The following is a 21,061-nucleotide window of genomic DNA, read 5'->3' as shown; positions in this document are numbered from 1 at the left end:
GTGTGGTTGGGGGTGCGGGTGGGGTTGGGTGGTTGTGGGTTTGGGGTGTTGGAGACCGCCGGGTTGCTGACTGAGGTTGGGCGGGGTGGGGTGGTGTCGCCGGGGTTGGCGCACTTGGCGTTGGGGGTGCTGCCGGTGGCTCGGCTGGGGACTGGGGCGCAGCAGGATCAGCTGTTGGCGGGTGGGGGTTTGACGGCGGCGGTGGGGCGGACGGATGTGGTGTGGGGGGCGGATGGGCTGACCGGGGTGGCGGTGGGGGTGCCGTTCGCGGAGTGGGCTCGGTGGGTGCTTGTTGTTGTCTCCCTTGCGGGTGGCGGGCGTGGGGTGGCGGTGCTGGATCCTCGGGGGGCGGGGGTTGAGCTGGTGGCGACGCCGTCTTCGTCGGGGGCGCCGGAGTGCACGGTTCGGTTGGCTGGGGCGGAACCTGTTGGGCTGCTGGGGGATGACGGCAGTGGGCGGGTGGCGGAGGAGTTGCGGCAGTGCGCGGTGGTGGGGGCGTGTGCGTTCGGGGAGGGGTTGCTGGCGGGAGCGTTGGGGCTGACGGTGGCGCATGTGGGGCAGCGGCGGCAGTTCGGGCGGGTGCTGGCGGAGTTCCAGGCAGTGGCGATGCAGGTCGCGGATGTGCGGATCACGGCGCGGACGGTGGAGTTGGTGACCAGGGCGGCCTGCTGGAAGTTGGGGGAGGGGTTGGCGGCTCGGGAGGATGTCGCGGTTGCCGGGTACTGGGTGGGGGAGGGGTTGCCCGGGGCGTTGGAGACCTGTCATCACCTGCATGGCGGGCTGGGGCTGGATGTCAGTTATCCGTTGCACCGGTTTTCGGCGCTGGGGCGGGATCTGGTGCGGTTCCTGGGGGCGTTGCGTGCGTATTGAGCTGAGTGCGGCGCAGCGGGCGCTGCGGGATGAGCTGCGGGAGTACTTCGCGGGGCTGGTCACGGCCGCGGAGCGGGAGGTGTTGCGGACCGAGCGGCACGGGCCGGTGTACCGGGACATCGTGCGGCGGCTCGGGCGGGACGGCTGGCTGGGGGTGGGCTGGCCGGTCGAGTACGGGGGGCGTGGGTTTGGGCAGGTGGAGCAGCAGATCTTCGTCAACGAGGCGGCGCGGGCGGATGTGCCGTTGCCGGGGGTGACGTTGCAGACGGTCGGGCCGACGTTGCAGGCGCTGGGGACACCGGAGCAGAAGGAGTTCTTCCTGCCGCGGATCTTGGCCGGGGAGCTGCACTTCGCCATCGGGTACACCGAGCCGGAGGCCGGGACCGATCTCGCCGCGTTGCGGACCAGCGCGGTGCGGGACGGCGATGAGTACGTGGTCAACGGGCAGAAGGTGTTCACCACCGGGGCGCACGACGCCGACTACATCTGGCTGGCCTGTCGCACCGATCCGGCCGCGCCGCGGCACAAGGGGATCTCGATCCTCATCGTGGACGCCAGGGATCCCGGGTTCAGCTGGACGCCGATCATCACCTGCGACGGGGCGCACCACGTCAACGCCACCTACTACGCCGACGTGCGGGTGCCGGTGGGCATGCGGGTCGGGGCGGAGCACGCCGGGTGGCGGCTGATCACCATGCAGCTCAACCACGAGCGGGTCATGCTCGGTCCGGCCGGGCGGGTGGCCGCGCTGCTGGACCGGTTCGACGAATGGGCCACGGCGCACGGACTGGCCGGGAACGCGGATATACAGCGCGACTTGATATCCGCGCGGGCGGGTATGCGGGTCAACGAGCTGCTGAACTGGCAGGTCGCCTCGGCCGAGGGGGCGGTGGACGTGGCGGATGCCTCGATCACCAAGGTGTTCTCCTCCGAACTGGTGCTCAGGGTCGGGCGGACCGTGCTCGACCTGGTCGGGCGGTACGGGGACCCGGCCGAACCGGACACCGCGGAACTGCTGCGCTGGCTGGACCTGCAGGCGAAACGGAACCTGGTGCTGACCTTCGGCGGCGGGGTCAACGAGATCCAGCGGGAGCTGATCGTCACCGCCGGACTCGGGCTGCCGAGGCCGCCACGGTGAGAGGAGCAGGATGACGTCCACTGTGGACAGCGAGGAAGCAGTGCGGGCGGCGGCCGAGCGGATCGCCGCCACCGGGGTGAGCGGGCTGCGCTTCGGCCGGGACCCGGTGAACGAGCCGATGATCCGGAGCTGGACCGAGGCCCTCGGCGACACCGACCCGCGCTACCCCGAACTGGCGCCACCGGCGATGGCGCAGGTGTGGACCATGATGGGGCTGCACGGGGAACGGGATCCCGCCGATCCGTTCGGGCAGATCCTGGAGGTGCTGGACGAGGCGGGCTACCCGTCGATCGTGGCCACCAACTGCGAGCAGACCTACCACCGCTACCTGAGACCGGGCGAGACCCTGGCCGTCACCACCCGGCTGGACCAGGTCACCGGGCCGAAGCGGACCGCGCTCGGCGAAGGCTGGTTCGTCACCGTGCACAACACCTGGTACTCCGGCGCCGAAGCGGTCGCCGAGATGCTGTTCCGGGTCTACAAGTACCGGCCCGCACCGCCCCCGCCGCCGGCTGGGATACCGCCGCTGGTCAGCAAGGACACCGAGTTCTTCTGGGCAGGCGCCGCCCTCGGTGAGCTGCGCATCCAGCGGTGCGGGGCCTGCGGCGAGCTGCGGCACCCGCCGGGGCCGATGTGCCCGCGCTGCCAGGAGCTCCGGCCGGAGCACGTGGTGGTGAGCGGGCTCGGCACGGTGTACAGCTTCGTCGTGCACCACCATCCCGCGGTCCCCGGGCACACCGGGCCGTTCGTGATCGCGCTGGTGGAGTTGGCCGAGGGGCCGCGGATGGTCGGCGAACTGCTGGACGTCGAGCCCTCGGAGGTCCACATCGGACAGTCGGTGCGGGTGGAGTTCCAGCGGCGGGGCGAGTTCGCGATCCCGGCCTGGCGGGCGGTGGAGGTATGATCACCACCGGTGTGGAGCTGCCCGAGCTGGTCATCGAGGTCACGCCGACGTTCATCATCAGCACCGCCATCGCCACCCGCGACTACCAGGACGTGCACCACGACCGGGACGCGGCGATCCGGCGCGGCTCCCCGGACATCTTCCTCAACATCCTCACCACCACCGGGCTGGTGCAGCGGTTCGTCACCGACTGGGGCGGGCCGGGGGTGTGGGTGCGCGGGGTGAACATCCGGCTGGGCGTGCCCTGTTACGCCTACGACACGCTCACCTTCCGCGGCCGGGTGCGGGAGACCTTCGGCGACAACGGGTTCGTGGTGTCGGTGGTCGGCAGCTGCCGGCTCGGTGACCACGTCACCGGAACGGTCCGCATCGAGCTGGGAGGCACGCCATGAGCCCGCTGTCCGGGGCCGCGGCCATCGCCGGGATCGGGGCCACCGAGTTCTCCAAGGACTCCGGCCGCAGCGAGCTGCGCCTGGCCGTGGAGTCGATCCAGGCCGCACTCGCCGACGCCGGACTGGAAGTGTCCGATGTGGACGGTCTGGTGACCTTCACCATGGACGGCAACGCCGAGATCGCGGTGGCCAGGGAGCTCGGCCTGCCCGAGCTGAGGTTCTTCAGCCGGATCAACTACGGCGGCGGCGCGGCCTGCGCCACCGTGCAGCAGGCCGCGATGGCGGTGGCCACCGGGATCGCCGAGGTCGTGGTGGTGTACCGGGCCTTCAACGAGCGCTCCGGCACCCGGTTCGGGCTGGCACACGCCGCGGCCGCGCAGCAGCCCAACACCAACGGCGTGGACAACAGCTGGCACTACCCGATGGGCCTGGCCACCCCGGCCGCGATGGTCGCCATGTTCGCCCGCCGCTACCTGCACGAGTACGGCGCGAGCACCGAGGACTTCGGCCGGGTCGCGGTCGCCATGCGCAGGCACGCCGCGACCAACCCGAACGCCTGGTTCCACCGGCGGCCGATCACCCTGGCCGACCACCAGGACTCCCGGTGGATCGCCGAACCGTTGCGGCTGCTGGACTGCTGCCAGGAAAGCGACGGCGGCGTGGCACTGGTGGTCACCAGCGCGGAACGGGCGCGGGACCTGCGGCAGCGGCCCGCGGTGATCAGCGCCGCGGCCCAGGGCAGCGGGCCGGACCAGTTCGTGATGACCAGCTACTACCGCGACGGCCTGGCCGGGCTGCCGGAGATGCGGGTGGTCGGCGAACAGCTGTGGCGGCAGGCCGGGATCGGCCCGGCCGAGGTCCAGGTCGCGGTGCTCTACGACCACTTCACCCCGTTCGTGCTCGTCCAGCTGGAGGAGCTCGGGTTCTGCGGACCCGGTGAGGCGCGGCACTTCCTGGCCGACGGCGGCATCGAGATCGACGGGCGGCTGCCGGTCAACCCGCACGGCGGACAGCTCGGCGAGGCCTACCTGCACGGCATGAACGGGATCACCGAGGCGGTCCGGCAACTCCGGGGCACCGCGGCCAACCAGGTGTCCACAGTGGACAACGTGCTGGTCACCGCGGGCACCGGGGTGCCGACCAGCGCGCTGGTGCTCACCGGCTGAACTCCGCGGCGTGCGCGCGGGCCCACTCGGCCAGCGACCGCGCCGGGTGGCCGGTGATCCGCTCGACCACGTCGGTCGGCTGCTCCGGGTCGCTCACCTGGCGCGCCATGTGGTCCAGGATGCCGTCGGCGTGCTCGGGTGACCAGGTGGCGAGCAGCCGTTCGCGGAACTCCGCGCGCGGGATCTCCTGGTAGCGCCAGGTTTCACCGAAGGTCTCGCCGAGGATGCGGACGCGGTCGGCGTGGGTCAGCGCGACCGGCCCGGTGACGTAGTGGGCGCGGCCGGTGTGCCCGCCGTCCAGCAGCACCCTGGCCGCGACCTCGGCCACGTCGCGCTCGTCGACCAGGGTGCGGGCGGCCAGCGCGTACGGGCCGTGCACCACGCCGGTGGCGCGCAGCTCCTCCGCCCAGGCCAGGGTGATCGAGGCCGGCATGCTCATCCGCAGCGCGGTCCAGTCCGGAGTGGCCGCGCGCAGCAGCAGTTCCAGGGTGCCGTGGAAGGAGGTCGGCGGCTCGTCGTCGCGGACCGCGTGTGTGGACAGCAGCACGATCCGGCGGCCCGGTCCGGCCAGCGCGGAGACGACCTCCGGGGCGGTGTCCGCGTACGGGAACACCGCGTGCACCCGGTCGTAGGGCCAGTCCAGGAACACCGCGGTCCGGTCGGCGGCCGCCGCGCGCAGCCGGTCGGGGCTGGTCAGCTCCACCCGGCGCACTGGCGCGCCCGCCTGGATGAGCAGCCGCTCGACCAGGCCGGCGATTCCGTCCGCGTTTCCCACCACCAAGAAGCTCATGGCCCGGACGGTAGGAGTTCCAGCTTGGTGGAGGTCAAGCGGCCAGCGCGGTCAGTGAACCGGTGAGCACCGGGGCCTCCGCGCGGTCGGGTGCGGTGGTCACGAACACCCAGTCCGCCGCCGACCGCCAGAGCCGGGTGCGCACCGGCTCGCCGGGGTAGAGCACACCGGTGAACCGGGCGCTGAAGCTGACCAGGCGGTCGGGATCGCCGTCCAGCGCACCGTCCACAACGGACTTGGCGACCATTCCGTAGGTGCACAGGCCGTGCAGGATCGGGCTCGAGAACCCGGCCTCGGCGGCGAAGGCCGGATCGACGTGCAGCGGGTTGCGGTCGCCGCAGAGCCGGTACAGCAGGGCCTGCTGGGGCAGGGTCGGGGTGTCCAGCACCGCGTCCGGATCGCCGACGGGGGCGGTGAAGCGGCTGGAGGGGCCGCGGTCGCCGCCGAAGCCGCCCGCGCCACGGGCGAAGATGCTGGAGCGGGTGGTGAACAACGGGTCGTCGTCGATGTCCACTGTGGACTCCTGCACGATCACCGCGGACTCGCCCTTGTCGTAGACCGCGGCGATCCTGGTCACCAGCCGGGCGGTGCCCGCCACCGGGATGGGGCGGCGCAGGCTGATCGACTGCTCACCATGCAGCACCTGGCCCAGATTCAGGTCGACGCCGGGATAGGACACCGTGGGCGGGGCGGTCAGCCGCAGCGTGGGCGCGACCACGCCGAAGGTGGGCAGCACCCGCAGACCGGCCTCGTAGGCGTAGCGGAGCTCGGTCGCGCCGAGGGCCAGGTGGTACAGCAGCACGTCGGACTCGGTCCAGGAGAACTCCGCCGGTGGCAGCTCGGCGCCGATCGCGCGGTCGGGGTCGATGGGCATGGCGCTCCCGTCACTGGTAGCTGATCCGGACCGAGTCGGCGGCGGGCAGGGCCTGGCAGGCCAGGATGATCCCCTCGGCCAGGTCCTCCTCGTCCAGGACCTCGTTGTGCGCCAGCGTCACCTTGCCGTCCACCAGTCGGCAGGCGCAGGCGCTGCACGCGCCCTCGCGGCAGGAGTAGGGGGCAGCGAGGCCGTGGTCGAGCAGCACGTCCAGCAGCTTGCGCTGTCGCGGCCAGGGCAGGGTGTGCTGCTCGCCGTCCAGGTCGACCTCGACCACGGCGGCGTCCACATCCGCCTCGGGCGTCGCGGCGAACGGGTTGTCGGACAGAGACAGGAAGACCTCGCGGTGGATCCGGTCCTCAGGAATATCCACAGTGGACAAAGCTTCGACGACGGCGGTCATGAACGGGCCTGGTCCGCACAGGAACACCCGCCTGGCGGACAGCGGAGCGGCGAAGGCGCGCAGTGCGGGCACGGTGGGCAGGCCCTGCACGGACTCCAGCCAGTGCACCACCTGGAGCCGGTCCGGGTGGGCGGCGCACAGCGCGCGCAGCTCGGCGGCGAATATCACCGAGTGCTCGTCCCGGTTGGCATAGAACAAGGTCAGGCGGCCGGAACCGTTGGCCAGCACCGCCTTGACGATGGCGATGACCGGGGTGATCCCGCTGCCCCCGGCGAACAGCAGCAGGTCATCGTCGAGCGAGTCCGGGGTGAACACGCCGGCCGGCGGGAGCACGTCCAGCTCCATGCCGGCGGACACCCGGTCGCAGAGCCAGTTCGACCCGTAGCCGTCGGCCACCCGCTTCACCGTGACCGTCAACGGCTCGCCGGGACCGTTGCACAGCGAGTAGCTGCGCGCGATCTCCCCGCGCTCACCGGGAATCCGCAGCGTCAGGAACTGTCCCGGCCGGTGGCGGAAGCGGTCGGCGAGCTCCGAGGGCACCTCGAACACCAGGGACCGGGCGTCCGCGGTCTCCTCGACCACCGCGGCCACCCGCAGCCGGTGGAAGCGGTCAGCCATCGCCCACCGCCAGCCTGCCCTCGGCCACCGCCGCCTCGATCCCGGCCCGCAACCGCGGACAGCCGACGACCTGGGCGCTCGGCCGGTCGCGGCCGGTCAGCTCCGGGCAGGCCGTGGTGGCGGTGGTCCACTGCACGCTGGTGTGCTCGGGGCTGTTCTTCTTCACCAGCACCACGGTGGCGCAGCCGGGACAGGTGAACGGGCGCAGCCCGCCGGTGAGGTAGTCCGCGCGGTCACCGCCCATCGCCGTCCCGCCGGGCCAGGTTCTCCTCCACCTCACGCTGCCAGGCGGCCACCGCGCGGCTGGTGTCGACCTCGAACTCGAAGCGCCGCACCATGTCCTCGGTGACCTCCTCGGCGTCCACGTAGAACTGGTCGTACCAGCGGCGCAGCTGGTACACCGGGCCATCCTCCTCACACAGCAGCGGGTTGTCGATGCGCGCCTTGTTCTTCCAGATCTCCACGTCCTGCAGGAAACCGACGCCGATGCCGCGGGCGAACTTCCCGGCGATCTTGTCCGCGTGCTCGTCGGTCAGGCCGGGCAGCTTCTTCACGATCGCACCCCACTGCAATACAAAGGAGTTGGCGCTGACCGGGTAGTGGCAGTTGATCAGCACCGTCTCGATCACGGTGCCCTTGTAGTCGTTGGCCAGGTGGTTGATCATGTAGGACGGGCCGTAGTAGGAGGCCTCGGACTTGACCTCGACGTCGCCGGTGTAGTTGGACACCGCGGCCACGTCCGGGCGGCCGCGGGTGGTCAGGTACTGGCTGGCGATGTGGCCCTCGAAGACGTTCTTGAAGTAGGTGGGGAAGGCGAAGTGCACGTAGAAGAAGTGCGCCATGTCCACCACGTTGTCCATGATCTCCCGGCAGTTCGAGCCGTCGATGCGCACCGAGTCCCAGGTCCAGTTGCTCCACTCGCCGCTGAAGGCGCCCTCGATCCGCGGGATCACCACGTGCTCCGGCGGCGGCTTGCCCTGCGGGTCGTGCCAGACGAAAAGCTGCTTGTTCTCCTCAAGGGTCAGCCAGGACCTCGTTCGCGCGCGCAGCGGAACCCTTTTGGCGTAAGGGATCTCCACGCAGCGGCCGGTGCCGGACCAGCGCCAGTCGTGGAACGGGCAGGCGATGTTCGCGCCCTTCACCGTGCCCTGGCTGAGATCCCCGCCCATGTGCCGGCAGTAGGCGTCCAGCACGTGCAGCCGGTCGTCATCGCCCTGGAAGACCACCAGCTTGGTGCCGAAGGCTGCCACCGCATGGGGTTTGCCGTCGCGGAAGGTCGCGGCCAGGCCGAGGCAGTGCCAGCCGCGGGCGAACCGGGTCGGCGGCGCGCCGGACTCGATCAACCGCACCTCGTCGGATGCAGCGGTCATCAGCTTCCTCCTGCCTTGGTCCGTGCCGCGTCCAGCGCGGCCAGGTAGCCGAAGGTCATCGCCGGGCCGATGGTCGCGCCGGCCCCGGCGTAGGTGCGGCCCATCACCGCGGCGCTGGCGTTCCCGGCCGCGTACAGCCCGGGGATCGCCGAGCCGTCGGCGCGCAGCACCCTGGCGTGCTCGTCGGTGCGCAACCCGCCCTTGGTGCCCAGATCCCCTGGCACCACACGGATGGCGAAGAACGGTCCCTTGTCCACCGGCCCCAGGCACGGGTTGGGGCGTTGCCGGGGATCGCCGTAGTAGCGGTCGTAGGCCGACTCACCACGGCGGAAGTCCTCGTCCTTGCCGCTGCGGGCGAACCCGTTGAACCTGTCCACAGTGGACTTCAGGGCCTCGGCGGGCACCTCGATCTGGGCGGCGAGGGCTTCGACGCTGTCCGCCTTGCGCACCACCCCGAGCTTGAGCCAGCGGCCCGGGAACGGTTGCCGCGGCGGGAGCCCGGCGAAGAGGTAGCGGTTGCGGTAGCGCTGGTCGCAGATCAGCCAGGTGGGCAGGTTGTCCGCATACATGGCGTGCACCGCGTCCACGTACGGCGCGGCCTCATTGACGAAGCGCCGCCCGGACCCGTTGACCAGCAGGCAGCCGGGCAGGGTGCGCTCGGCCAGGCAGAAGTACGGCCCGCCGCTCAACGGGATCGACGGCCCCCACCACGCCTCGTCCATCAGCTCCACCGCCGCGCCCAGCCCGAGCGCGACCTCGATGCCCTCGCCGGTGTTGCCCTCCGCGCCCACGGTCCACTCCGCGTGGCTGGGCTGCCGGTGGTGCGCCTTGCGCAGCTCGTCGTTGCGCTCGAAACCACCGCAGGCCAACAGCACCCCGCACCGGGCGGTGATGATCTGCTCCCCCTGCTCGCCGTCGACCTTGATCCCGGTGACCCGGTCCTCCTCGACGACCAGGGAGCGCAGCGGCGTGTTCAGCCACACCGGCACCCCCGCCTGGACCAGCCCGGAGCGCAGGCAAGCGGCCAGCGCCTGCCCCATGGCCAGCACGGGTTCCCGGCGCAGCAGCACATCGCGCAGCTTGCGCGCCCCGACCCTGGCCGCCCGCAGCAGCCCGCGCGGATGCCGCAGCACCAGGTTCAGCCAGCGGTAGTCCTCGGCGGTCACGGTCAGCCCGAACTGCGCGGACAGGTACGGCGGCGCCAGGTCCTCGACCTCACCGCCGAGGGAGTTCGCGCTGACCGGGCGCGGTTCCACCGTTCGGCCGCCGGGCATTCCGCCGGGCGCCTCGGGGTAGTAGTCGGAATAGCCGGGCACCCAGGTCAGGCGCAGCGGCGTGGTGGCCAGCACCAGGTCGAGCATGTCCGGGCCGTGCGCCAGCAGCGCCCGCCAGCGGGCCTCGGGCACGGTGTCGCCGAGCAGGTGCGCCAGGTAGGCCGCCGCCGAACCCTCGGGCTCGGCCACCCCGGCCGCGCGCAGCACGGAGTTGCCGGGCAACCAGATCGCGCCACCGGAGCGGGCGGTGGAACCGCCGTAGCGCGCGGACTTCTCCACCACCAGCGCGGTCAGCCCGTTCCTGGCCGCGGTCAGCGCGGCGGTCAGGCCCGCGGCCCCGCTGCCCACCACGACGAGGTCGACCTCCATGACCACCTCCCTCGAACATCAGACTGAAACAGGTTATAGTTTTTTCGGGGCAAGACGCTATGGTTGGCCTAGATTGCTGCGATCGAGCGAAGAGAACGTGTTGCACACGGGCTTCGGGAGGATCGGTGTCCACCACATGGGACGCGCACGCCGAGGTGGTCGTCCTCGGCTTCGGCGCGGCGGGCGCGTGTGCGGCCATCGAGGCCGCCGAGGGAGGCGCGGACGTGCTGGTGGTGGACCGGTTCAGTGGCGGCGGCACCACCGCGATCTCCGGCGGGGTGGTCTACGCCGGTGGTGGCACCAGGATCCAAGCCGCGGCCGGGGTGGGCGACTCGGTCGAGGCCATGCACGCCTACCTGCGCGAGGAGGTCGGCGACGCGGTGTCCCCGGAGACCCTGCGCCGCTTCTGCGCCACCAGCGCCGAGGCGCTGGACTGGCTGCGCCGCCAGGGCGTGCCGTTCGAGGGCAGCCTGTGCCCGTACAAGACCTCCTACCCGGACAACCGCTACTACCTGTACTTCTCCGGCAGCGAGAACTCCGGCGCCTTCCGCCGCTACGCCGTGCCCGCCCCGCGCGGCCACCGCGCCAAAGGATTGGGCACCTCGGGGGCGACGCTGTTCGCCGCACTGGCCGCCTCGGCGCGCAGGCACGGGGCGCGGGTGCTCACCCAGACCACGGCCGAACGGCTGATCGTCGAAGGCGGCCGGGTCACCGGGGTGGCCTGCCGGACCCTGGCCCGCGCGCCGCGCCGGATCCGGCTGGCACACCGGCTGTTGAGCCGGTACGCGGCCAAGCCCGGGGTGTACCTGCCCTGGCTGCGCGGGATCCTGCACCGGCAGGCGGAGTGGCTGGAACGACGGCACGGCAGGCAGCTCCGGATCGGGGCGGGCCGGGGCGTGGTGATCGCCGCCGGTGGGTTCGCCGCGAACCGGGCCATGCTCGCCGAGCACGCGCCGGACTACCGCGGCGGCTTGGTCCTGGGCACGCCGGGAGATGACGGCTCCGGCATCCGGCTCGGCGTGGCGGCCGGGGCGGCGACCGGACTGCTGGACCGGGTGTCCGCGTGGCGGTTCCTCAGCCCGCCCAGCGCGTTGCTGTCCGGGCTGCTGGTGGATCGCGCCGGTCGGAGGGTGATCGACGAGTCCCGCTACGGCGCGGCCGTCGGCGAGGCGCTGATCACCCGGCACCAGGGCCGCGGCTGGCTGCTGGTGGACGCCGGCATCCTGGCCGAGGCCCGCCGTCAGCTGCGGCGGCAAGCGCTGTGGTTCCAACGGATCCAGGGCTACGCCCAGCTCGCCGCGCGGGTCACCGGACCGACCCTGGAGTCCGTGGCCGCCCGCGCCGGCATCGACCCGGCCGGGCTGCGCGCCACCGTCACCGCTCACCACCACCGGGTGCGCCGCCACGCCGCCGACCCGACCGGACGGCCGCTGGAGCTGTCCAGGGAGCTCCGGCCGCCGTTCTCCTTGCTGGACATGTCGATCCGCAACCGGCTCAACCCGTGCCCGATGCTGCCACTGGGCGGACTGGTGGTGGACGAGCGGACCGGGGCGGTGCGCAGGCCGGACGGCTCGGCCATCGCCGGACTGTACGCCGCCGGACGGTCCGCGGTCGGCATCTGCTCGCGTTCCTACGTCAGCGGCCTTTCCCTGGCCGACTGCGTGTTCTCCGGCCGCCGCGCCGGAGCCCACCTCGCCGCCACCAGGAGGTCCGGTGCTCACCGCTGACCAGCGCGCCGACGCGGCCGAGCGGTTGCGCGTCGCCGAGCTCGACCGAAGACCGATCAGCCCGCTGGTCCGCAGCCACCGCGGCATCGACGTGGTGGACGCCTACGAGATCCAGCTGATCAACATCCGGCGGCGGCTGGCCGAGGGCAGGCGGGTGCTCGGCCACAAGGTCGGCCTGTCCTCGGCGGCCATGCAGCAGATGATGGGCGTCACCGAACCGGACTACGGGCACCTCCTGGATGACATGGCCCTGTCGGAGGACGAACCGGTGGCCGCGGACCGGTTCTGCCGGCCCAGGGTGGAGGTCGAGGTGGCCTTCATCCTCGGCGAGGACCTGCCGCCGGGCTGCACCGAGACCGAGGTGCTGGCCAGGACCGCCGCGCTGGCCCCGGCCATCGAGCTGATCGACAGCCGGATCACCGACTGGCGGATCAGCCTGCCGGACACCGTGGCCGACAACGCCTCCTCGGCCGCGTTCGTGCTCGGCGCGGCCCGCGTGCCACCGTCCCGTGTGGACATTCGCGGCATCTGGGCCACGTTGTCCCGCAACGGCGAGGTGCTGGCCAAGGGACGCAGCGACGCGGTGCTGGGCAACCCGGCGACCGCGGTGGCCTGGCTGGCCGGGAAGGTGGCCGGCTTCGGCGTCCGGCTGCGCGCCGGGGACGTGGTGCTGCCCGGCTCCTGCACCCGCGCCTACGACGCCCGCCCCGGCGACACCTTCCGGGCCGAGTTCGCCGGACTCGGCGCGGTGTCCCTGAGCTTCCAGGAGGGTTCGGCATGAGCAAGGCGGCCGCCGCCATCATCGGCTCCGGCAACATCGGCACCGACCTGCTGTACAAGCTGCTCCGCTCACCGGTGATCAGTCCACAGTGGATGGTCGGCATCGATCCGGACAGCCCGGGCCTGAAACGGGCCGCCGACCTGGGCCTGGCGACCACCACCGACGGCGTGGACTGGCTGCTGGCCCAGCCGGACCGGCCCCAGCTGGTGTTCGAGGCGACCTCGGCCGCGGTGCACCGGGCCAACGCGCCGCGCTACGCCGAGGCCGGGATCACCGCGATCGACCTGACCCCGGCCGCGCTCGGCCCGGCCATCGTGCCGCCGGTCAACCTGGGCCTGCACCGGGAGGCGACCAACGTCAACCTCACCACCTGCGGCGGCCAGGCCACCATTCCCATGGTGCACGCGGTGTCCAGGGTCGTCCCGGTGCGCTACGCCGAGATCGTGGCCAGCGTCGCCTCGGTCTCCGCCGGACCCGGCACCAGGGCCAACATCGACGAGTTCACCCGCACCACCGCCAGCGGCATCGAGCGGATCGGCGGCGCGGAACGCGGCAAGGCGATCATCGTGCTCAACCCGGCCGATCCGCCGATGGTCATGCGGGACACCGTGTTCTGCGCGATTCCCGAGGACGCCGACCGGGCCGCGATCACCGCCTCGGTGCTGGCGATGGCCGAGGAGATCGCCGGGTACGTGCCCGGCTACCGGCTGCTCAATGAACCCCAGTACGACGATCCGGGCCCGGCGACCGGCGGCATGGCGCGGGTGACGGTGTTCCTGGAGGTGGAGGGCGCGGGAGACTTCCTGCCGCCGTACGCCGGAAACCTGGACATCATGACCGCCGCCGCGACGCGGGTGGGGGAGAAGCTTGTGGAGGTGCGGGGATGATTTCCGAAGACTCGCTTGCGGGGTCGAGCATCGTCTCAGTCCGGGTGACCGACACCTCGCTGCGCGACGGGTCGCACCACAAGCGGCACCAGTTCACCGGCGAGGAGGTCCGCGCGATCGTGGCCGCCCTGGACGGGGCCGGGGTGCCGGTGATCGAGGTGACCCACGGCGACGGGCTCGGCGGCTCCTCCTTCGCCTACGGCTTCAGCCACACCCCCGAACAGGACCTCATCCGCATCGCCGCGGAAACCGCGACCAGCGCGCGGATCGCGTTCCTGATGTTGCCCGGGGTCGGCGTCACCGACGACATCCTCGCGGCCAGGGACAACGGCGCGCGCATATGCAGAATCGCGACACATTGCACCGAAGCGGATATCTCGGTTCAGCACTTCGGGCTGGCCCGCGACTGGGGCCTGGAGACCGTCGGATTCCTGATGATGGCGCACTCCCAGCCACCGGAGGCCCTGGCCAAGCAGGCGCGGATCATGGCCGACGCCGGGTGCCAGTGCGTCTACGTGGTCGACTCGGCGGGCGCGCTGGTGCTGGAACAGGTCAGCGACCGGGTGGCCGCGCTGGTCGCCGAGCTCGGCGAGGACGCGCAGGTCGGCTTCCACGGGCACGAGAACCTCGGACTCGCGGTGGCCAACTCGGTGGCCGCGGTCCGCGCGGGCGCACGGCAGATCGACGGTAGCGCGCGCAGGTTCGGCGCCGGGGCCGGGAACACGCCGACCGAGGCGTTCACCGCGGTCGCCGACAAGCTCGGCTTCCGCACCGGCATCGACTTCTTCGCCATCGCCGACGCCGCCGAGGACGTGGTCCGCCCGGCCATGCCCGAGGAGTGCCTGCTCTCCCGGCTGGCCCTGGTGATGGGCTACACCGGCGTCTACTCCAGCTTCCTCAAGCACGCCGACCAGGTGGCCAGCCGCTACCAGGTCTCCGGCGCGCAGATCCTCCTCCGCGCGGGCCGGCGCAGGCTGGTCGGCGGCCAGGAGGACCAGCTGATCGACATCGCCCTGGAGCTCCAGCGAGAGAACGGGATCACGCCATGACCGAGCAGGTGACCGCCGCCGTCCGCGAGCTGCTGCCCGCGCTGCGGGACCGGGCGCAGGAGGCCGAGGACCTGCGCCGGATCCCCGCCGAGTCCATCAAGGCCTTGCAGGAGAACGGGTTCTTCAAGCTGCTGCAACCCACCCGCTACGGCGGGGCGGCGGCCAACCCGCTGGAGTTCTACCAGGCGGTCGCGCTGATCGCCTCCGCCTGCGGCTCCACCGGCTGGGTGGCCTCGGTGCTCGGCGTGCACCCCTGGCACATCGGCCTGTTCGACGACCGGGCGCAGCAGGAGGTGTGGGGCGAGAACCAGGACACCCTGGCCTCCTCCTCCTACGCCCCGGCCGGGCGGGCCACACCGGTGGACGGCGGGTTCCGGTTCAGCGGCCGGTGGAGCTTCTCCTCCGGCTGCGACCACGCCACCTGGGTGCTGCTCGGCGGGCTCGTGCTCGGCCCGGAGGACAAACCGGTGGACTTCCGGACCTTTCTACTGCCGATCGCCGACTACTCCATTGTGGACGTCTGGGACACGGTCGGGCTGCGCGGCACCGGCAGCAACGACATCCTGGTCGAGGACGTGTTCGTGCCCGAGCACCGCACCCTGAGCTTCAGCCACACCGCGAAGTGCGTGTGCCCCGGCCAGGAGGTCAACCCGGAGCCGATCTACCGGCTGCCCTACGGCACCGTGCACCCGTACGCGATCACCGCGCCGATCATCGGCATGGCCCGCGGCGCCTACCAGGAGCACGTCGGGCACACCAAAGCCCGGCTGCGCGCGGCCTACCTCGGGGAGAAGGCGGCCGAGGACCCGTTCGCGCAGGTGCGCATCGCCGAGGCGGCAGGCGAGATCGACGCCGCCTGGCAGCAGCTGAAGTCCACTGTGGACGAAGAGATGGCGCTGGCCGAGGCCGGTGAGCGGATCCCGGTGACGCTGCGGCTGCGGGCCAGGCGGGACCAGGTGATGGGCACCGGACGGGCGATCGCCGCGATCGACCGGCTGTTCGAGTCCGCCGGTGGCAAAGCGATCAACAACGGCCTGCCCATCCCGCGCTTCTGGCGGGACGCGCACGCCGCGCGGGCGCACGCGGCCAACGACCTGGAACGCGCGCTGGTGATGTTCGGCAAGCACGAGCTGGGCATCCCGGTGCGGGACGGGATGTTCTGATGACCGCCCAGGTGCTGAGCTTCGAGTCCACCAGCGAGTACGCCGAGGTCGGCGGGCTGCGTCTGCACTACCACCAGGCCGGACCCGCCGACGGCCCGCCACTGGTGCTGCTGCACGGCGGCGGGCCCGGCGCGAGCTCGTGGAGCAACTTCGGCCGCAACCTGCCGGTGTTCGCGCAGCGACACCGGGTGATCATGCTGGACCAGCCGGGTTTCGGGCACTCGGCGAAACCGGAGATCACCGGGCACTACTTCACCTTCAGCGCGGACGCCCTGCTGGCGCTGCTGGACCACCTGGGCATCGGGCGGGCGGACCTGCTCGGCAACTCCCTCGGCGGCGGCACCGCGGTCCGGTTCGCGCTGCGGCACCCGGCACGGGCCGGGCGGCTGGTGCTGATGGCGCCAGGCGGGTTGGGGCTCAACGTGTTCGCGCCCGACCCGACCGAAGGCGTGAAGAAGCTGGCCAAGTTCGGCGCGCCGCCGGGACCCAGCCGGGAGAAGCTCGCCGACTTCCTGCGCACCCTGGTCTTCGACCCCGCGCTGGTCACCGACGAGCTGGTGGAAGAACGGTTCGCGGTGGCCAGCGCGCCGGAGTCGTTGCGCGCCATGGCTTCCATGGGCAAGTCGTTCTCCAGGCCGGACAGCTTCGAGGACGGCATGCTGTGGCGGGAGGCGCACCGGCTGCGGCAGCGGGTGCTGCTGGTGTGGGGCCGGGAGGACCGGGTCAACCCGCTGGACGGGGCGCTGCTGCCGCTCAAGCTGATCCCGCGCGCGCAGCTGCACGTGTTCGGACGGTGCGGGCACTGGGCGCAGCTGGAGAAGTTCGCCGAGTTCAACCGGTTGGCGCTGGACTTCCTCGGGGAGGACTGATGGGCATCCGATCGTTGGCCTACCTGCGCATCGAGGCGACCGACGTGCCGAAGTGGCGGGAGTTCGGGCTCAAGGTGCTCGGCATGGTCGAGGGCAAGGGCGCGGATCCGGACGCGCTGTACCTGCGGATGGACGACTTCCCGGCCAGGTTGGTGATCCTGCCCGGGGAACGGGACCGGCTGGCCGCCGCGGGCTGGGAGGTGGCCAACGAGGCCGAACTGGCCGAGGTGGCGGCGCGGCTGGATGCCGCAGGTGTGCCGGTGAAGTCTGCGGAGAAGGCCGAATTGGCCGACCGCCGGGTCACCGGGATGATCAGTTTCGAGGACCCCTCCGGCAACACCCTGGAGGTCTTCCACGGCGCCGCGCTGGAACACCGGCGGGTGGTCAGCCCTTACGGGCACCGGTTCGTCACCGGCGAGCAGGGCCTCGGGCACGTGGTGCTCTCCACCCACGACGACGCGGCCGCGCTGACCTTCTACCGGGACGTGCTCGGTTTCCGGCTGCGCGACTCGATGCGCCTGCCACCACAGCTGGTCGGGCGGCCGGCGGACGGGGAACCGGCCTGGCTGCGGTTCTTCGGCTGCAACCCGCGCCACCACAGCCTGGCGTTCCTGCCGATGCCCACCCCGTCCGGGATCGTGCACCTGATGGTGGAGGTGGAGGAGCCCGACGACGTGGGGCTGTGCCTGGACCGGGCGCTGCGGCGCAAGGTGCCGATGTCGGCGACCCTGGGACGGCACGTCAACGACCTGATGCTGTCCTTCTACATGAAGACCCCCGGCGGGTTCGACGTGGAGTACGGCTGCGAGGGCAGGCAGGTGGAGGACGAGACCTGGATCGCCAGGGAGAGCACCGCGGTCAGCCTGTGGGGCCACGACTTCAGCATCGGCGGGCCACCGTCGTGACCGTGCACAGTGGACTGACCGCGGCCCGGTTCCGCGCGGTGCTCGGCCACTTCTGCACCGGGGTGGCCGTGGTGACCGCGCCGGGACCGGCCGGGTTCGCCTGCCAGTCCTTCGCCGCGCTGTCCCTCGATCCGCCGCTGGTGCTGTTCTGCGCGGGCAAGGAGTCCCGGTCGCTGCCGGTGATCAGGGCGGCCGGGGTGTTCGCGGTGAACGTGCTCGCCGGGGAGCAGCAGGGACTGTCCACTGTGTTCGGTCGCAGCGGGCCGGACAAGTTCGCCGGAGTGGACTGGAGTCCCGCGGAGAGCGGATCGCCGTTGCTGGCCGGGGTGCTGACCTGGGTGGACTGCGTGCTGCGGACCGAGCACGAGGCCGGGGACCACGTGATCGTGGTCGGTGAGGTGCGGGCGCTGGGACCGGTCAACGATGGTCGGCCGCTGCTGTTCTACCGGGGGCGGTACGCGGCCGCTGAAAGGGGCGGTGAGCCGTCGGGACCGTTGGAGGAGCTGGTCACCTGGCCTCGGCCGACTGACTGGGTGTGAAGCCGAGAAGTTCGGTGAGGCGATCCAGGTGCTGCTCTGGGCTGCCGAACAGCTGGGCGCTGCCGTGCGCGCGTTTGAAGAACAGGTGCGCCTCGTGCTCCCAGGTGATCGCGATGCCGCCGTGCAGCTGGATCATCTCACCGGCCACTGTGGACAGTGCTTCCGAGCAGTGCACCTTGGCCAGCGCGGCCTGTTCGGGGCCGGGGTTGAGCAGGGCGTGCAGGGCGGCGGAGCGGGCGGTCTCCACGGTGAGGTGCAGGTCGGCGAGGCGGTGTTTGATCGCCTGGAAGGAGCCGATCGGCCGGCCGAACTGGACCCGGTTCTTGGCGTAGTCGACCGTGCGGGCCAGGGCTTCGGCGGCGATCTCGGCCTGCTCGTAGGCCAGCAGGGTGACCGCCAGGTCGCGGAGCGCGGCGGGGTCGGCCGGGCCGAGGTGCTCGGCCGGGGTGTCGGCGCATTCGACGGTGGCCAGCGGGCGGGTGGGGTCCAGGGCGTTGGTGTCGACGCGGAAACACGTCTTGGGCAGCATCAGCGCCGGACCCGTTTCGGTTCGGGCCAGGACCAGGGTGAGGTCGCCGTCCAGGACGTAGTGCGCGGTGCCGGTCAGGGTGCCGTCGTAGGCGCAGGCCGGGGTGTCCCAGTGTCCTGTGTGGTCGGTCCAGGCCAGGGTCGCCGGTTCGCCGGCCGCGATGCGCGGGAGCAGGCGGGCGCAGGCTTCCTGGTTGCCGGTGGCCAGGATCGCCTGGGCGGCCAGGGTTGAACTGAGGAGGGGGTTGGGCATGAGCCGGAGCTCGCCCAGCGCGACGGCCACTTCGGCCAAGCCGCCGCCCTGGCCACCGTAGGTGTCCGGAATGGACAGTCCGAGGTCGATCTCCCTGCGGCCCCGGGAGATCGCGGAGCGGATGGTGGCGCGCAGGGCGAGTTGTTCCTCGGTCAGTCCCAGGTCCATGGTTCCTCCGTGAGCGCGGCCAGCACCCGGCCGCGGTGGTGGTCCTGGGTGCCCCAGCTGGTGCGCAGGGCGCGGACCAAGGTGAGCCAGCGGCTGAGCGGATATTCCCGGGTGTAGCCGATCGCGCCGTGCAGTTGCAGGGCGGTCCTGGCCGTGCGGTGCGCGGCCTCGGCGGCGGCGACCCTGGCCGCGGAGACGTCGCGGGCGGTCAGGGTGAGGGCGGCGGCGTAGGTGAGGGGACGCGCCAGTTCGAGGGCCACGTGGGTGTCGGCGAGGCGGTGCTGGACCGCTTGGAACGCGCCGACCGGGCGGCCGAACTGGGTGCGGGACTTGGCGTGCCGGAGGGTGAGCTCCAGCATGGCGCGGGCGGCGCCGAGCAGTTGCGCGGCGGTGACCAGGGTGGCGAGGTTGAAGGCCCGCGCGGCGGCTTCGCGGACGGTGGGACCGCTGGCGAGGGGTTCGGCGGGCGCGATGTGGTGGAGGTGCCGGTGGGGGTCGACGGAGGCTTTGGCCGGGCCGGGTTCGCCCGTGGCGAGGGTGTCCCCGTCGAAGTGGAAGTAGCGGTCGGCGGACAGTGCGAGCGGCGCGTGCGGCGGCATGACCAGCGAAGCCCGGGTGCCGGAAACCAGCTCTGCCAACAGTTCCGGGTGCCCGGCCAGCAGCACCGGCAGGGCGGCCAGGGTGTCGGCGAGCGGGCCGGGGACGGCGTGGTGGCCCAGTTCCTCCACCGCCACCACCAGGTCGAGTGGCTCCGCGCCCAGCCCGCCGTGCCGATCCGGGATCAACAGCGCCGGGACTCCCAGCTCGACCAGGACAGGCCACGGGTCCGCGGTGGCGTCCAGGGCGGTGTGCAGGGACTTGGCGAACTCGGTCTGCTCCGGGGTGAGGGTGAATCTCATCGCGGGCTCCTGGGCAGACCGAGCAGGCGTTCGGCCACCACCGTGCGCTGGATCTCGTTGGTGCCCGCGTAGATCGGCCCGGCCAGCGCGAACAGCCAGCCGCGCAGCCAGTCGCCGTCCAGCTCGGCTTCCGCGCCCAGCAGTTCCAAGGCGGTCTCATGCAGGTCCAGGTCCAGCTCCGACCAGAACAGCTTGCCAGTACTGGACTCCGCGCCCAGCTCACCGCCCTCGGCCAGGCGGGTGACGGTGGCCAGGGTGTGCAGCCGGTAGGACTGGGCGCCGATCCAGGCGTCCACCACCCGGTCCCGCAGGCCGGGATTCTCCGTGCGCTGCCACAGTTCCACGAGTTTTCTGGCGGTGGCCTGGAAACGGCCGGGGCTGCGCAGGGACAGGCCGCGTTCGTTGGCCGAGGTGCTCATCGCCACCCGCCAGCCGTCTCCCGGCGCGCCAAGGACATCGGCCTCCGGCACGAAGACCTCGTCCAGGAAGATCTCGGCGAAGCCCGGTTCGCCGTCCAGCTGCGGGATCGGGCGCACGGTGACGCCGGGGGCGCGCAGGTCGAACAGGAAGTAGGTCAGGCCGCGGTGGCGCTCGGCGGCCGGGTCGGTGCGGAACAGGCCGAAGGCGCGGTCGGCGAAGGCGGCCCGCGAGCTCCAGGTCTTCTGCCCGGACAGCAGCCAGCCGCCGTCGGTTCGCCTTGCCCTGCTGCGGATCCCGGCCAGGTCGCTGCCCGCCTCGGGTTCGGACCAGGCCTGCGCCCACACCTGCTCCGCACTGGCCATCGGTGGCAGCAGGCGGCGCCGCTGCTCCTCGGTGCCGTGCGTGAACAGGGTGGGGGCCAGCAGGAAGATGCCGTTCTGGCTGACCCGGGCCGGGGCTCCCGCGGCGTAGTAGGTCTCCTCGAACAGCAGCCAGTGCAGCAGCGAGGCGTCCCGGCCGCCGAACTCCTTGGGCCAGCTCACCACCGACCAGCGATGCCGGGCCAGCGTGCGTTCCCACTCGCGGTGCGCGGCGAACCCCTCCGCCGTGTCGAGTGACGGCAGCCGATCCGGGGTGTGCGCGGCCAGCCATTCCGTTGCCTCGGCCCGGAAAGCGCGGGACTCGGCGTCCAGGGTCAGGTCCACC

At 71.9% G+C, this 21,061-nt stretch carries 22 protein-coding genes; 13 read left to right on the top strand and 9 right to left on the bottom strand.

What is annotated here, in order from left to right; genetic code table 11:
- The first annotated feature begins 459 nt into the window (after nucleotides 1–459).
- Genes M8C13_RS23760 through M8C13_RS23740 form a run of 5 tightly spaced genes read left to right on the top strand, consistent with a single transcriptional unit; the run spans nucleotide 460 to nucleotide 4,470 of the window.
- Nucleotides 460–870 (top strand): acyl-CoA dehydrogenase family protein, encoded by a 411-nt coding sequence (locus M8C13_RS23760; protein ID WP_252482873.1) that lies wholly within the window; start codon nucleotides 460–462, stop codon nucleotides 868–870.
- Nucleotides 860–2,008, top strand: a complete 1,149-nt coding sequence (locus M8C13_RS23755) for an acyl-CoA dehydrogenase family protein (RefSeq protein ID WP_252482872.1) — start codon at nucleotides 860–862, stop codon at nucleotides 2,006–2,008. The genes M8C13_RS23760 and M8C13_RS23755 overlap by 11 nt, the downstream gene beginning before the upstream one ends.
- 10 nt (nucleotides 2,009–2,018) lie before the next feature.
- Nucleotides 2,019–2,912 (top strand): bifunctional MaoC family dehydratase N-terminal/OB-fold nucleic acid binding domain-containing protein, encoded by an 894-nt coding sequence (locus M8C13_RS23750; RefSeq protein ID WP_252482871.1) that lies wholly within the window; start codon nucleotides 2,019–2,021, stop codon nucleotides 2,910–2,912.
- Entirely contained in the window at nucleotides 2,909–3,304 is a 396-nt protein-coding gene (locus M8C13_RS23745; protein ID WP_252482870.1) for a MaoC family dehydratase, read from the top strand. Before M8C13_RS23750 ends, M8C13_RS23745 begins: the two co-directional genes overlap by 4 nt.
- Nucleotides 3,301–4,470, top strand: coding sequence for a lipid-transfer protein (locus tag M8C13_RS23740; RefSeq protein WP_252482869.1), 1,170 nt, complete (start codon nucleotides 3,301–3,303; stop codon nucleotides 4,468–4,470). The genes M8C13_RS23745 and M8C13_RS23740 overlap by 4 nt, the downstream gene beginning before the upstream one ends.
- On the opposite strand, the gene M8C13_RS23735 is transcribed toward M8C13_RS23740, so the two are convergent.
- From M8C13_RS23735 to kstD, 6 genes are read right to left on the bottom strand one after another with little or no spacing between them, the layout of a single operon-like run.
- Entirely contained in the window at nucleotides 4,460–5,260 is an 801-nt protein-coding gene (locus M8C13_RS23735; RefSeq protein ID WP_252482868.1) for an NADPH:quinone reductase, read from the bottom strand. The two genes, M8C13_RS23740 and M8C13_RS23735, sit on opposite strands and share 11 nt — an antisense overlap.
- Before the next feature lie 34 nt (nucleotides 5,261–5,294).
- The gene (locus M8C13_RS23730; RefSeq protein ID WP_252482867.1) at nucleotides 5,295–6,134 is read right to left on the bottom strand and encodes a MaoC/PaaZ C-terminal domain-containing protein; all 840 of its coding nucleotides are present in this window, start codon (nucleotides 6,132–6,134) and stop codon (nucleotides 5,295–5,297) included.
- 10 nt (nucleotides 6,135–6,144) lie between these two features.
- Nucleotides 6,145–7,155, bottom strand: coding sequence for a ferredoxin--NADP reductase (locus M8C13_RS23725; RefSeq protein ID WP_252482866.1), 1,011 nt, complete (start codon nucleotides 7,153–7,155; stop codon nucleotides 6,145–6,147).
- Entirely contained in the window at nucleotides 7,148–7,399 is a 252-nt protein-coding gene (locus M8C13_RS23720; protein ID WP_252482865.1) for a hypothetical protein, read from the bottom strand. Before M8C13_RS23720 ends, M8C13_RS23725 begins: the two co-directional genes overlap by 8 nt.
- Nucleotides 7,389–8,525, bottom strand: coding sequence for a Rieske 2Fe-2S domain-containing protein (locus M8C13_RS23715; protein ID WP_252482864.1), 1,137 nt, complete (start codon nucleotides 8,523–8,525; stop codon nucleotides 7,389–7,391). Before M8C13_RS23715 ends, M8C13_RS23720 begins: the two co-directional genes overlap by 11 nt.
- Entirely contained in the window at nucleotides 8,525–10,168 is a 1,644-nt protein-coding gene (gene kstD, locus M8C13_RS23710) for a 3-oxosteroid 1-dehydrogenase (protein WP_252482863.1), read from the bottom strand. The genes M8C13_RS23715 and kstD overlap by 1 nt, the downstream gene beginning before the upstream one ends.
- Before the next feature lie 125 nt (nucleotides 10,169–10,293).
- On the opposite strand from kstD, the gene M8C13_RS23705 reads away from it, so the two are divergent.
- From M8C13_RS23705 to hsaB, 8 genes are read left to right on the top strand one after another with little or no spacing between them, the layout of a single operon-like run.
- Nucleotides 10,294–11,895 carry an FAD-binding protein gene (locus tag M8C13_RS23705; protein WP_252482862.1) on the top strand — a complete coding sequence of 534 codons (1,602 nt, stop codon included), beginning with the start codon at nucleotides 10,294–10,296 and terminating at the stop codon, nucleotides 11,893–11,895.
- A complete protein-coding gene (locus M8C13_RS23700; protein WP_252482861.1) occupies nucleotides 11,882–12,676 on the top strand; it encodes a 2-keto-4-pentenoate hydratase in 795 nt (264 codons plus the stop codon). The genes M8C13_RS23705 and M8C13_RS23700 overlap by 14 nt, the downstream gene beginning before the upstream one ends.
- Complete coding sequence (locus M8C13_RS23695; RefSeq protein ID WP_252482860.1) at nucleotides 12,673–13,563, top strand: acetaldehyde dehydrogenase (acetylating); 891 nt, start codon at nucleotides 12,673–12,675, stop codon at nucleotides 13,561–13,563. Before M8C13_RS23700 ends, M8C13_RS23695 begins: the two co-directional genes overlap by 4 nt.
- Nucleotides 13,560–14,612 carry a 4-hydroxy-2-oxovalerate aldolase gene (dmpG, locus tag M8C13_RS23690; RefSeq protein ID WP_252482859.1) on the top strand — a complete coding sequence of 351 codons (1,053 nt, stop codon included), beginning with the start codon at nucleotides 13,560–13,562 and terminating at the stop codon, nucleotides 14,610–14,612. Before M8C13_RS23695 ends, dmpG begins: the two co-directional genes overlap by 4 nt.
- Nucleotides 14,609–15,775, top strand: a complete 1,167-nt coding sequence (gene hsaA / locus M8C13_RS23685) for a 3-hydroxy-9,10-secoandrosta-1,3,5(10)-triene-9,17-dione monooxygenase oxygenase subunit (protein WP_252482858.1) — start codon at nucleotides 14,609–14,611, stop codon at nucleotides 15,773–15,775. Before dmpG ends, hsaA begins: the two co-directional genes overlap by 4 nt.
- The gene (hsaD, locus tag M8C13_RS23680; protein WP_252482857.1) at nucleotides 15,775–16,644 is read left to right on the top strand and encodes a 4,5:9,10-diseco-3-hydroxy-5,9,17-trioxoandrosta-1(10),2-diene-4-oate hydrolase; all 870 of its coding nucleotides are present in this window, start codon (nucleotides 15,775–15,777) and stop codon (nucleotides 16,642–16,644) included. The genes hsaA and hsaD overlap by 1 nt, the downstream gene beginning before the upstream one ends.
- On the top strand, nucleotides 16,644–17,549 hold the full coding sequence (gene hsaC, locus M8C13_RS23675) for an iron-dependent extradiol dioxygenase HsaC (RefSeq protein ID WP_252482856.1): 906 nt from the start codon (nucleotides 16,644–16,646) through the stop codon (nucleotides 17,547–17,549). Before hsaD ends, hsaC begins: the two co-directional genes overlap by 1 nt.
- Nucleotides 17,546–18,088: a 3-hydroxy-9,10-secoandrosta-1,3,5(10)-triene-9,17-dione monooxygenase reductase subunit gene (gene hsaB, locus M8C13_RS23670; RefSeq protein ID WP_252482855.1), complete on the top strand. Its 543-nt coding sequence runs from the start codon at nucleotides 17,546–17,548 to the stop codon at nucleotides 18,086–18,088. Before hsaC ends, hsaB begins: the two co-directional genes overlap by 4 nt.
- On the opposite strand, the gene M8C13_RS23665 is transcribed toward hsaB, so the two are convergent.
- From M8C13_RS23665 to M8C13_RS23655, 3 genes are read right to left on the bottom strand one after another with little or no spacing between them, the layout of a single operon-like run.
- Entirely contained in the window at nucleotides 18,057–19,037 is a 981-nt protein-coding gene (locus M8C13_RS23665) for an acyl-CoA dehydrogenase family protein (protein ID WP_252482854.1), read from the bottom strand. The genes hsaB and M8C13_RS23665 overlap by 32 nt on opposite strands.
- Complete coding sequence (locus M8C13_RS23660) at nucleotides 19,022–19,936, bottom strand: acyl-CoA dehydrogenase family protein (RefSeq protein WP_252482853.1); 915 nt, start codon at nucleotides 19,934–19,936, stop codon at nucleotides 19,022–19,024. Before M8C13_RS23660 ends, M8C13_RS23665 begins: the two co-directional genes overlap by 16 nt.
- Nucleotides 19,933–21,060, bottom strand: a complete 1,128-nt coding sequence (locus M8C13_RS23655; RefSeq protein ID WP_252482852.1) for an acyl-CoA dehydrogenase family protein — start codon at nucleotides 21,058–21,060, stop codon at nucleotides 19,933–19,935. Before M8C13_RS23655 ends, M8C13_RS23660 begins: the two co-directional genes overlap by 4 nt.
- Nucleotide 21,061 lies beyond the last annotated feature (1 nt).

It is taken from the genome of Crossiella sp. SN42 (genome assembly GCF_023897065.1).
Lineage (GTDB): Bacteria > Actinomycetota > Actinomycetes > Mycobacteriales > Pseudonocardiaceae > Crossiella.
Note: the sequence above shows the minus strand (reverse complement) of the source record. Positions and strands in the feature narration are given on the sequence as shown.